This window comes from Arthrobacter sp. SPT-J7, from assembly GCF_059089965.1.
In genome coordinates this window covers 1-10,903 of sequence record NZ_JBNHFF010000103.1, presented here as the reverse complement: position 1 = coordinate 10,903, position 10,903 = coordinate 1, and the positions used below count along the sequence as shown (strand labels likewise).

Genomic DNA, 10,903 nt, shown 5'->3' with positions numbered 1-10,903 from the left:
CGCGATGCGCAAGAAAGGCTGGGAAATCCCCGCCGAACTCGCGCACATCGAGTCCTCCGGCACCACCCGCCAGGAAGCCAGCTCCCTCCTCGCCGCCACAGCCTGAGTCGGGATAACGGATCCTGATGCACAGAGAGGACCAATAATGTTCCCCGTCAAAATCGAAATCATTCCATCACAGGGAATCGTCGGGCAGGTCCAGGCCCTGGTGCCCAAGACCACCACGCTGAACGTGACGTGCCTGCCGCACCACGGCATCGAGCGGACCATGCGCACCGCAGTGGAGCTGAGCGACACCGGGTACAAGGTGATCCCGCACCTCGCCGCCAGGAGCATCCGCAGCCGTGCCGAGGTCACCGAGATTGTCCGCGGCTGCGATGCCGCGGGCATCCGCGAAGTGTTCGTCATCGGCGGCGACCGAAAGCAGCCCGCCGGCATTTACCACTCAGCCCTTCCGGTGCTGGAGGACATCGCCCAGTACAGCAGCGGAATGATGCGGGCCGGCGTCGCGGGCTACCCGGAAGGCCACCCCCTCGTCACCCCGGTTGACCTGTTGGACGGACTCCTGGCGAAGCAGGACCTGGCCTCGTATGTGGTCACCCAGATGTGCTTCTCCGCCCGGAAGATCCATGACTTCGCGGTGCTTCTTCGGCGCGAAGGCGTCCACCTGCCCGTCTGGGCGGGCGTGGCCGGGTCCGTCCCGCGGACCAAGCTGGTGGCATTGTCCGCGCAGATCGGCGTCGGAAGTTCCTTGAAGTTCCTCAGCCGCAAGGGCCCGCTGGCCCGCAAGCTCCTCAGCGGGGACCGCTACTCGCCGGACAGCCTCATCAGCGGGCTCGCAAGCCAGCCAGGCATCGCCGGCATCCATCTTTACAGCTTCAACAGCCTCGATCACCTGCCCGCGGGCCCGGATCAGGCGGCCACTTCAGCACTCCGGACAGCATTGTTTCGAGGAGCAACACATGATAACTAAACCTGTAATGTCCCACCAGGAGCCGCATCTTGATCGGCAGCTCACTAACAAAGTGAGCACCGTGCGTACTGTGGCGGCGGGCCGCGACGCCGAGTGCATTGCGCTGCGGAACGCCATCATGTGGGTTGTACTCGACGGCTGGCAGGAACGCCGGATGTTCCTTCGGGAGGACTCTGTGCACGTGGAGATCAACGGGTAGCGCCGTGTGCTCGAAAGCGGACGACGGCGGGAGGGCCGCCCCCGTCCGCTCTGCTTGGCACGGTCCGGGTCATTGACCGTTCACCGGCAACCGGTAACCATGAGTTATGACTGACACAGCCGATACCTCAAGCGCCCCCTTTGACGACGACGAAACAGTGGAGGACACAGCCCATTCAGAGACTCCTGAAAGCATCGCGGACGAGGTCCGTGACGAAATTCGGCTGGGCCACGTGGAGGATGACGTGAGCCACGTGCTGGAGGAACGCTTTGAGGAGGCCGGCATCGAACTGCGCCCCGAAGAGGTGGATGACCTCGCCGAGGAAATCGAAAAGGACGTCTCAAGCTAGGTAACCGTGCGGGCCCGAAACGGCAGGGAACAACCTGGACTAGTGCGCTGGCCGTGTTGGGCGCATGGCTCCCGAACACTTCGCGTGGAGGGAGCAATACCAGTGGTCCAGGTGGCCCGCACTTTCCTGCTCACATAAGCAAGCGGCCGACGGCGGGAGGTTCCGCCGTCGGCCGCCCACGTCCTGCCGCGGAGGCAGGGCGTGCAGTTACTGCCAGAGGCCCAGGGCGAATTCCGCGATCACCGTGGACAGCAGGAAGGACGCCGTGATGGCCACCAGGCCTACCGGGATGATCTTCCAGCCGATGTTCTTCAGCAGCGGGATGTCCTTGCCGAGCGACAGGCCCGCGAGCGTCAGCATTACCGTGGCGATGGACAGGAAGTCCACCGTCTTGACGGCAGCGTTGAGCACCTCGGCCCCGAAGAACCAGGGGCTGGAAATGTACGCGCCGATGGTGGTGACGAAGATGATGGCCGAGATCTTCCGGGTGGCCTTGGCCAACGCGATGCTGCCGAGGACCAGGGCGAGCATGATGGCGTACCCGGCAACGATGGACAGGCTGAAGCCCTTGGCCGCCACCGACGCAGTGCCGATACCCAAAACAGTGAGAACTGAGAGGGACAGCCACAGCGGCAGCTTGATGGCTGCCGAGGACTCGGCAACGCGCTCGCGGAACAGCCGGTTTTCCTCCGCCTGCGCTGCGTCGCGCTCGACCTCCGCGGCGGTACGTTCGGCGGGAGCGCCCGCCGTAACGGCTGCTTCTTCGCGCGCTGTCTGCTTGCGGGTGAGGGCTTTGTAGAACCGGTCGGCCAGCGGCAGCGCGATGTAGATGCCCACGTAAACACCAAGGACCGTGGTGATCAGGTTGGAGACGGCGGCCATGCCCAGGATTGCCTCTTCGTCGGCCGGGTAGGCGGCGACGATACTGGCGGCGGAGGCGGCCATCATGGACCCGGACCCCACGCCCGCGCCCATTGCCAGTGCCAGCGGATCGAAGATCTTCCAGTTGGCCACGAGCGAGGTGAGGAGGGTGATGAACACGGCGCCGAACAGCGTTCCGAACACGTACATGGCCAGCACGCCGCGGTACTGGTCCGAATCCGGTCCGTACTTCTCCGAGACCATGGCGAAGGACGGTTCCCGGTCGAGCGAGAACGTGGCACCCACGGTAGCCTTGCCCATCCTCAGCAGGACAGCGAGGGGGAGGGCCAGCATGATGGTGCCCAGCAGGTGTCCGATTTCCTGAAGCAGCAGCGCCGGCCCCGCCTTAATGAGGCTGGGCAGGCTGGGGCCGATGTTGAACGCCAGCCGGGCCACCAGCAGCAGCACTGCCACGCCCACCAGGGCCGCCGCCACCCGCTGGAGGTCAAGGCCCAGGGGTTTGAACTTCTGGACCGAGACCAGCAGGCCGAGGATGAGGCCCCACACCATGGGGAAGATGATGATGGAGCCGATTCCGACGTCGATCTTGGCCTGGCCGATGAACTGCACCGCCAACGCAATGACGAAGGCCAGGGCGGCAATCGGCAGGGTGAGCTTGGTGCCGGCTCTATCGACCCGGGCGGTTTTGGTGGTGCTCATGATGTGCCTTCCTGCGTGAAAGTACGACGGCGGTATGCCGCTTTAGTGAAGCGTTTTCGTTGGGCGGGGGTTGAGGCTGCGCCGGCGACGGTCCAGGCCAGCGCTGTGGCTGCCTCGAACATCACCGCGTATGCCTCAGGGGAATTTGCAAGCGCGGCAAACGCGTGGGAGTGGATGGGCACGTCGGCGCCCGGAATGCTCAGCCAGGGGTGCAAAGACGGGATGACCTGGGAGATGTTGCCCATGTCGGTGGAACCGCCGCTGAGGCCCGAGGAGCGGGACGTGTCCTTGCCGAACGCATCCATCGCCCCGGTCCAGTGTGCTGCGAGGGCGTCATCCTGGAGCAGCGGTTCGTAGAGGGGTTCTGCCTCCTCGATCTCCAGGGTCGTGCCGGTGGCCAGCGCGGCGCCTTCGAAGCAGTTGCGCACGCGTTGGTGCAGCGCCTCGTACTCCGGGAGGGTGAAGGCCCGGCATTCGAACTGGACCACCGCTTTCTCCGGAATGATGTTCGTGACGTGCCCCGCCTCGGCCACGAAGCAGGCGATCCGGTGGTCGCTGGGGATCTGCTGGCGGAGCAGGCCGATGGCCACCTGGCTCAGCACGGCGGCGTCCGCGGCGTTCACGCCCTGGTGCGGGGCCGCTGCCGCGTGTGCCGCTTTTCCGGTGAACGTTGCCTTGTACCGGCCCACGGCCTGGGCGCTGGTGCCTGCCGGGTTGTAGGTGAGCCCGTCCTGGACCGGGTGGACCATCAGAGCCAGCCCGACGCCGTCGAACGCTCCCCGCTCCAGCATCAGCGCCTTGCCCCCGCCGTGCTCCTCGGCGGGGGTTCCGATGGCCTTCAGCGTAATGCCCAGTTCGTCCACGAACGGCAGCAGGGCCAGGGCAGCTGCCACCGATGCGCCGGCGATCAGGTTGTGCCCGCAGGCGTGACCGATGTCAGGGAGCGCGTCGTATTCAACGCACAGCGCCACCGTCAGTTCTCCGGTGCCGGCGCTCGCGATAAAGGCGGTGGGAAGGCCGGAGGTGCCCCGCTCCACGTCGAAGCCGGCATCCGCCAGCAGGGCAGCAATGGCCTCCGCCGAGCGGACCTCCTCGAAGGAGATCTCCTTGAGCGCGTGGATTTCCTGCGCCAGTTCCTGCACCCGGGGCTTCCAGTGTTCGACGCCGTCTGCGAGAGCGGCACGCAGGGTCGCCAGGGCGGTGGTTGGGTCTGTCAGTTCCATGGGCATCTGCCTTCTCGGGTTGGACGCGTTCAGTAGGACAGCGACGGAAAGGGGGACCCGGCTGCGCGGGTTGGCACCCAGATGGCCTTCGTCTGGGTGTACTCATCCAGCACCCCCGGCCCGGAGGAGCGGCCGTGGCCGGAATCGCCAAATCCGCCGAATGGAACCGCCACGTGGATGGTCTTGTAGGAGTTGATCCAGAAGGTGCCGGCCTTCACCTCGCGCGCCACATGGTGGGCGCGGGACACGTCGGAGGTCCAGACGGCGCCGGCCAGGCCGAAGTTGGTGTTGTTGGCCCGGGCAATCGCTTCGGATTCTGTATCGAACGCGTCTGCGCCAACAACCGGCCCGAAGACCTCAGTGGTTTCCAGGCGGTTGGTGGGCGTGACGCCGTCCAGCAGAGTGGGCATGACCCAGTGCCCGCCGGCCAGCCCGGACCCGGCCAGGGATTCCGGCAACGATGCCCCCGTGAGCCGGCGGCCGCCGTCGTTCAATCCTGCCTCGATGAGTGTGGTGACGGTAGCGAACTGCTGCGCAGTGATGATGGGGCCCACCTCCGTGTCCGCGCTGAGCGGGTCACCCACCCTAAGCCGTGCAGCCTTCGCGGCCACCAGTTCAACGAACTGTGCGTGCACGCTGCGCTCCACGAGCAACCGTGATCCGGCCACGCAGGACTGGCCCGCACCGGAAAAGATGGCCGAGATGGCGCCGTCCGCGGCGCGGTCCAGGTCCGCGTCCGCGAACACGATGTTGGCGCTCTTCCCGCCGAGCTCCAGCAGGGCCGGAATCCCTGCCTGGGCAGCGGCCACCGCAACGCGCCGCCCTGTCGGGACTGAACCGATAAAGCTGACCTTGCCGACCCGCCGGTCCGTGGTAAGGGCTGCGCCCACGGTCTGCCCCAGTCCCGCTGCCACGTTGAAGACGCCTGCCGGAAGCCCGGCCTCGTGTGCCAATTGAGCGAGCCGGACCGACGACGCCGGCGTGAATTCGCTGGGCTTGATGATCACGGCATTGCCGGCTGCGAGCGGGGCGGCGGAATTCCAGCCCGCCGTGAACAGGGGAGCGTTCCACGGCGTGATGGCGACGACGACGCCCCACGGCACGCGCTCCGTGTAGGTGTGCCAGTTGCCGGGGACGGGAATGGTCTGGCCCGTCAGCTTGTCCGCCCAGCCCGAGTAGTAACCGAACATTTCGGCCACCTTGGCAGCTTCGACGCGGGCGTCCCGGATGGGCTTGCCCGTGGTGGCGGACTCAAGAATGGCCAGTTCCTCCGCGTGCTGTTCCACGATCCGGCTGACGTTGCGCAGGATGGCTGCCCGTTCGAAGGCGTTCATTGCGCCCCAGACGGCTGCACCCGCCGTCGAGCTTTCCAGGAGGGCGTTGGCGCCCTCGGCTCCAGGGTCCGCATAGGTGGCGAAAGGTTCGCCGGTGGCGGCCGCGGTGAGGGTAATGCTCTCGCCGCTGCCGGCGAGCACGCGGCCGTCAACGAAGACACCGAGGCCTGACGGGAAGGCCGCGTCCAGGACCGCTTTGGCGGTGGCCGCCGAGGAGGATGTTGGTGCTGTGGTGATGCTCAATGTGGTGTTCCTTCAGGGCTGGGGGACTACGTGCTGGGAGGGCTAGGCGAGGGCGGTGGTGCCGCTTGCGGTGCTGCGCGCAGCATCCGGGGCCGTGTCCCGCGCTTTACCTGGCGTTGTGCTTGGCGGGCCCGCGGGCGTGATGGACGGGGCAACGGTCCTCGCGATTTCGGTGAAATCCGCCGTCGGTCCAAGGGCGGCCAACGCGTCCTGCCACTGCCCGGCAACGGCAGCCAGGAGTGCGGGGTTTTCACCGATTCGGGCGGCGACATCCACGGCGAGGGCTGCGTCGCGGGCCATTAGGCCCAGGGAGAAGCCGGAATCATGGGTGCCGCTGAGCACCCAATTGGGGTACATGTTGGCGGAGACTTTGCTGCCCCCGGAGGCGTCGCTGATGCTCGCCGCCGCTTTGGCAGGATCAATGCCGTAGGCTTTCGCGACACCCAGCGCCTCACCGACGGAGACCAGGTTTGCCGCCGCCAGGACGTTGTTGAGGAGCTTGACCACGTTGCCGCTGCCGGGGCCGCCGATGTGGCTGTATTTCCCGCCGGTCAGCGCGAGCAGCACTGGCTCGGCTGCCGCGAGGGCATCCGCCGTTCCCCCAACGAAAGCGCTCAGGGAACCGCCTGCTGCGCCGTCGCGGCCACCCGAAACTGGTGCATCCACAAAGGCGGCTCCTTGGGCCTGGGCGAGTTCAGCCATGTGTCGGCTGGTAGCCGGCTCCGAGGTGGTGGTGTCGATGATCGCGACTGTGCCCGGCACAGTGAGGAGTTGGGGCACCGTGGTTTCCACGATGCTGGCTGCGGGAAGGGACAGCACAGCGTAGGGGGTCCCGGCCACTGCCTCCAGGTTGGCGGTGGTTTTGATGCCGGCTTCTTGCGAGGCCTTCCTGGCTGCCTCGGAGGGGTCGAAGCCGGTGACTTCCCAGCCGGATCTGTGAAGGGTGGCGGCCATGGCTCCTCCCATGGCGCCAAGTCCGATGACGGCTATGCGGCGGTTGTTCTGGTCATTCATGAAGGTACTCCTGGAGTGTTTTCGCTGAGGCACATGAGGCTTCATCCGGTGCGGCGTGAAGGTGCCGCTTAGTCGAGGTAGATGTCGAGGTCTTTCCACAGCTGCTGTGTGCGGCGGATGGCAGCCCGGCTCCGCTCCGGGTGTGCGGCCTCCATGCCGGCGAGCAGGCCGTACACCAGTGAGTTTGCGGCCGTAACGGACTGGAAGAAGGAGATGCCCTCAGAGGCCACCACCAGGAGGTGGTCAGCCGCTGCTGCAAGGCGTCCGCGCCGCATGTCGCTGATGGCGATGACCGTGGCACCGGCGGCCTTGGCCGCTTCGGCGGCGACAATGACTTGCCTGACGGAACGCCACATGTTGATGACCACCAGCACATCACCCTGGCCCAGGGTGTTGGTGCTTGAGGCCAGGTGGACGCCGCCCCGGTTTTCCAGCGCGATGGGGTACCCCATCGTTGACCCCAGATGGGCCATGACGCTGGCGGGACCGGCGAATGAGCCAATCCCCACGACGGTGATGGACTTGGCGCCGGCCATCGCCGCGATGGCAGCCTCGGCGTCGTCGGCAGTGTTGGAGTCCAGCGTCAGGCGCAGGTTTTCGATGTCGTGGTCCAGCGCGTCGTGGAGGGGGCTGCGGTGCTCGCCGTGCTCGGTGAGGGTGTCCTCAGTGGAGATCGACACCAGGTAGCGGGAACGGAGTTCCCGCTGGAGATCCGGCCAGCCACGGTAGCCCAGATGCTGGGCCGCACGGACCACTGTGGAGTTGTTGACGTCGGCGCGCTGGGCGATCTCAGCGATGTCCGCGTACGAGGACAGCTGCGGATTGCGGGCGATCACCTCCACCACACGGCTCTGTGACTTGGTCAGCGGAACATCCGGAATTGCGTCGCCAAGCCAGGCCTTGGAAGGGTTCCCGGAACCGTTGATGCCCTCGGCAACAGGTGCGGAGGCTTCCACGTCTGCGGCGTTTGTTTTCAAGGGAAACCTGTTCCGTAACGCAGATCACTCTGCAAGGGCATTTGCATCGAATGTACTCTGCAATTTTCCTTGCGGCTAGTGATTTGCGTTTCCGGGATGTAAATCCTCGTTGTGGTGGCCGCCTCGCAGCGGGACCATGGTCTTATGAACGCTGAATCCTTCCAGGCCTCGGAGCTGAGCCTTCCCCAGGCATTCCTCCTTCTCGCGACCAACGACACCGGTGGCGAGCCCGAAGTTTCCCAGCCCGTCCTCCAGGCCGGCGTGGCCGGTGCAATCCTGGCCGAGCTGGAACTGCTTGGCGCCATTGAACGGCAGGGCAAGCACGTCAGGGCCACTGGGTCCGCTGCGGCGACCAGTTTCCAGCGCCAGCTGGAACTCATCCGGCACAAATCACGTCCGCACACACCTAAGCGCTGGGTTTCCATGCTGGAAAGCCGGGCGGAAGTACACCGGATCTATGAGGAGATGGCCGTGCAGGGCATCGTGGAGCATGTCGGCGAAAAGCATCTGGGCTTGTTCACGACGACGCGGTACCCGGAAAAGGACCACGCTCCGGAGGATGCGGTCCTCAAAAAAATTAGGGCGGTGCTGGGTGGCGGAACGCCTGATTCCCGGACCACCGCCCTGGTCGGCCTGCTGCACGCTACGGGGCTGCTGGAAAAACTGTTCCCGGAAGCTGATCAGTCGCGCGCGCGGGAACTAACTGATGCCCACTGGCCCTCCCATGCAGTGGCCGACGAACTCCGGATGATCCGGTTGGCTGAGGCGGAGGCGGCTACGTAACTCAGGGGGTAACAGCACAAGCGGCCGACGGCGGGAGGTTCCGCCGCCGGCCGCTCGCTGTGCGTAGCTGCTAGTCCTCGTAGGTGTTCGCGATGTAGACATCGCAGGGGGCGTTGTGCGCCACGCTGTTTGCGACGCTGCCCAGGAGCCGGCCGATGCCGCGCATCCTGCGGTTGCCCACCACGATCACCCGGGCCTCCAGGCGGACGGCTTCCTTGATCAGGGCATCAGCCGGTTTGCCCCGGGCCGCCGTGTGGGTGATTTCCAGGCCCTGTCCCGCATTGCTGAGTGACTTCGCGACGTGTTCGGCGCTGTCGGCGTTCGAGATTCTGACCGCGTCCGAACCGGCCCCGAAGGTCTCGGCGGTCTCGGTCTCGAATGCGGTCACGATGTGAAGGGACGCTCCCAGCGATACCGCCAGGTCCCTTGCAGCTTCCGCAGCCTTCATGGCCGACTCGCTGCCATCCACTCCTACAACAACTACTCCACTCATAAATGGCTCCTTTTATTCCTTGTTGCGGCTTGCGTCCACTGGCAAGTCTAGAGAACCGACCTCCGTCCGTTGCCGAGGCAAGGTGAAGACGTGGAGAATTACGGGAAGTCCGGGTGCCAATCCCTGCCGGCTATGTCGAAGTCTGGCCGTTGTCCCACTCCACGCCTTGCGCAGCTTTGACGTGATGGGCGACACTGTTTATACTCTTATGAAACGATTCAAACAGTAGCGGCGGTGTACTGGTCCCCGCAGCGTGGCCGGTCGGCTCCGCGGGCGTCCCCGTGACCACTAAGACATTCCGGAATAGGACACTTCCGGTTCCTTGCCAACGACGAGAAGGAAATCAGCGAATGAGCATTACGACCACCGGGGTTGCCCAACCCGGCCACAAAACCGGCACCGAAGGCAGGGACCCGAAGAGAGCCGCGATGAGCGGCTGGATCGGTGGAGCGCTTGAGTACTACGACTTCGCGTTGTATGGCCTGGCCGCGACACTCGTCTTCCCCGCCATCTTCTTCCCTTCGGAAAACCCCACAGTCGCGATCATCGCCTCGCTCGCTACTTATGCAGTGGGTTACGTCTCCCGTCCCGTCGGCGCCATTGTTCTGGGCGCATACGGCGACAGGCACGGGCGCAAGAACGTGCTTGTCCTGGCGATGCTGCTGATGGGCTTCGCGACTTTCGCCGTCGGGCTCCTGCCGACGTACGGGCAGGTCGGTATCCTCGCCCCCATCCTTCTGGTGACCCTCCGCCTGATCCAGGGCTTTGCGGTGGCAGGCGAACTCGGCGGCGCCAGCGCCATGATCGTCGAGCACTCACCTGACGCCCGGCGCGGTTTCTTCGCAAGCTTCAGCCTTCAGGGCACCCAGGTGGGATCCATCCTGGCCACCGGCGTCCTGCTTCCGCTGGCGGCCCTTCTCCCCGCCGACCAGTTCCAGAACTGGGGTTGGCGCATTCCCTTCCTGCTCAGCGCCTTCGTGATCCTTGCCGGCTACATCATCCGCCGGCGCGTCCAGGAGCCCCCGGCCTACCTGGCGCAGTCCGAAAGCGGTGCCGCCAAGCGCCGGTTCCCGATCGTTGACCTCCTGCGCACGCACCCGCGCGTCATGGTGCTTTGCATCATCATGACGTTCACCAACGTAGTGGGCATGGCGACCCTCATCTTCGGCGTCTCCTATGCGACCCAGGAGGGCTACGGCATCGGCTTCTCCAGCAGCGAATTCCTGTGGGTAACCCTCGTGGCCAACCTCGCCGCAGTAGCGACCATCCCGATGTTCGGCGCCCTGTCCGACCGGATTGGCCGGCGGGTGCTGATGGTGGCCGGCGGAATCGGCGGAGGACTCATGTCCGGGGCCTACTTGTGGGCCATCGACCAGAAGAGCCTGTTCCTGGTCTTTGTCTGTGTGGTGATCGTGCAGGGGATCTTCTTCCAGATGTGGAACGCAACCTTCGCCACGTTCTTCCAAGAGCAGTTCCCCACCCGAATCCGCGTCACCGGTTTTGCGGTGTCGCAGAACGTCGGCCTCATGATCGCCTCATTCTTCCCCAGCATCTTCACGGCGGTGGCTCCTCCCGGCTCAGGAAACGTTCCGGTGGTCATTGGCCTGATCACCTTCGGGATTTGCCTCGTGGCAGCGGCGGCTACCTTCCTGTCCTCCGATACAAAGGGCAAGTCGCTCGAGGACCTCGAAGTACATCAGGCCTGACAAACCAGCCAACAGGCCGCGCCAGCCC

General features: G+C 65.3%; 11 protein-coding genes and 1 pseudogene. 6 read left to right on the top strand and 6 right to left on the bottom strand.

What is annotated here, in order from left to right; genetic code table 11:
• From AC5RWX_RS25205 to AC5RWX_RS25190, 4 genes and pseudogenes are all read left to right on the top strand, one after another.
• Positions 1–106, top strand: a pseudogene (locus AC5RWX_RS25205) (lipoyl synthase); the annotation flags it as partial.
• A gap of 39 nt (positions 107–145) precedes the next feature.
• Positions 146–973, top strand: a complete 828-nt coding sequence (locus AC5RWX_RS25200) for a methylenetetrahydrofolate reductase (protein ID WP_494099020.1) — start codon at positions 146–148, stop codon at positions 971–973.
• Positions 963–1,172 (top strand): hypothetical protein, encoded by a 210-nt coding sequence (locus AC5RWX_RS25195; protein WP_494099019.1) that lies wholly within the window; start codon positions 963–965, stop codon positions 1,170–1,172. Before AC5RWX_RS25200 ends, AC5RWX_RS25195 begins: the two co-directional genes overlap by 11 nt.
• Before the next feature lie 106 nt (positions 1,173–1,278).
• The gene (locus tag AC5RWX_RS25190) at positions 1,279–1,521 is read left to right on the top strand and encodes a hypothetical protein (RefSeq protein WP_494099018.1); all 243 of its coding nucleotides are present in this window, start codon (positions 1,279–1,281) and stop codon (positions 1,519–1,521) included.
• Between the two features lie 207 nt (positions 1,522–1,728).
• Here AC5RWX_RS25190 and AC5RWX_RS25185 read toward each other — a convergent pair whose 3' ends face one another.
• From AC5RWX_RS25185 to AC5RWX_RS25165, 5 genes are read right to left on the bottom strand one after another with little or no spacing between them, the layout of a single operon-like run.
• The gene (locus AC5RWX_RS25185; protein ID WP_494099017.1) at positions 1,729–3,102 is read right to left on the bottom strand and encodes a DUF3100 domain-containing protein; all 1,374 of its coding nucleotides are present in this window, start codon (positions 3,100–3,102) and stop codon (positions 1,729–1,731) included.
• Positions 3,099–4,325 (bottom strand): amidohydrolase, encoded by a 1,227-nt coding sequence (locus tag AC5RWX_RS25180; protein WP_494099016.1) that lies wholly within the window; start codon positions 4,323–4,325, stop codon positions 3,099–3,101. Before AC5RWX_RS25180 ends, AC5RWX_RS25185 begins: the two co-directional genes overlap by 4 nt.
• A gap of 29 nt (positions 4,326–4,354) precedes the next feature.
• Entirely contained in the window at positions 4,355–5,902 is a 1,548-nt protein-coding gene (locus tag AC5RWX_RS25175; RefSeq protein ID WP_494099015.1) for an aldehyde dehydrogenase family protein, read from the bottom strand.
• Positions 5,903–5,944: 42 nt separating this feature from the next.
• Entirely contained in the window at positions 5,945–6,961 is a 1,017-nt protein-coding gene (locus AC5RWX_RS25170) for an NAD(P)-dependent oxidoreductase (RefSeq protein WP_494099014.1), read from the bottom strand.
• Positions 6,962–6,984: 23 nt separating this feature from the next.
• The gene (locus AC5RWX_RS25165; protein ID WP_494099013.1) at positions 6,985–7,893 is read right to left on the bottom strand and encodes a MurR/RpiR family transcriptional regulator; all 909 of its coding nucleotides are present in this window, start codon (positions 7,891–7,893) and stop codon (positions 6,985–6,987) included.
• A 144-nt stretch (positions 7,894–8,037) separates the two neighbouring features.
• Between AC5RWX_RS25165 and AC5RWX_RS25160 the strand changes: the two genes are divergently transcribed.
• The gene (locus AC5RWX_RS25160; protein WP_494099012.1) at positions 8,038–8,676 is read left to right on the top strand and encodes a GOLPH3/VPS74 family protein; all 639 of its coding nucleotides are present in this window, start codon (positions 8,038–8,040) and stop codon (positions 8,674–8,676) included.
• 70 nt (positions 8,677–8,746) lie between these two features.
• On the opposite strand, the gene AC5RWX_RS25155 is transcribed toward AC5RWX_RS25160, so the two are convergent.
• Positions 8,747–9,169 (bottom strand): universal stress protein, encoded by a 423-nt coding sequence (locus AC5RWX_RS25155; protein ID WP_494099011.1) that lies wholly within the window; start codon positions 9,167–9,169, stop codon positions 8,747–8,749.
• A 350-nt stretch (positions 9,170–9,519) separates the two neighbouring features.
• Here AC5RWX_RS25155 and AC5RWX_RS25150 point away from each other — a divergent pair, with 350 nt between their 5' ends.
• Positions 9,520–10,875, top strand: coding sequence for an MFS transporter (locus AC5RWX_RS25150; RefSeq protein WP_494099010.1), 1,356 nt, complete (start codon positions 9,520–9,522; stop codon positions 10,873–10,875).
• Positions 10,876–10,903: the final 28 nt, after the last annotated feature.

Bases quoted from the DNA above. Each gene is read 5' to 3' on its own strand.
- AC5RWX_RS25200 (WP_494099020.1), top strand. From the start codon at position 146: ATGTTCCCCGTCAAAATCGAAATCATTCCATCACAGGGAATCGTCGGG.
- AC5RWX_RS25195 (WP_494099019.1), top strand. From the start codon at position 963: ATGATAACTAAACCTGTAATGTCCCACCAGGAGCCGCATCTTGATCGG.
- AC5RWX_RS25190 (WP_494099018.1), top strand. From the start codon at position 1,279: ATGACTGACACAGCCGATACCTCAAGCGCCCCCTTTGACGACGACGAA.
- AC5RWX_RS25185 (WP_494099017.1), bottom strand. From the start codon at position 3,102: ATGAGCACCACCAAAACCGCCCGGGTCGATAGAGCCGGCACCAAGCTC.
- AC5RWX_RS25180 (WP_494099016.1), bottom strand. From the start codon at position 4,325: ATGGAACTGACAGACCCAACCACCGCCCTGGCGACCCTGCGTGCCGCT.
- AC5RWX_RS25170 (WP_494099014.1), bottom strand. From the start codon at position 6,961: ATGAAGCCTCATGTGCCTCAGCGAAAACACTCCAGGAGTACCTTCATG.
- AC5RWX_RS25160 (WP_494099012.1), top strand. From the start codon at position 8,038: ATGAACGCTGAATCCTTCCAGGCCTCGGAGCTGAGCCTTCCCCAGGCA.
- AC5RWX_RS25155 (WP_494099011.1), bottom strand. From the start codon at position 9,169: ATGAGTGGAGTAGTTGTTGTAGGAGTGGATGGCAGCGAGTCGGCCATG.
- AC5RWX_RS25150 (WP_494099010.1), top strand. From the start codon at position 9,520: ATGAGCATTACGACCACCGGGGTTGCCCAACCCGGCCACAAAACCGGC.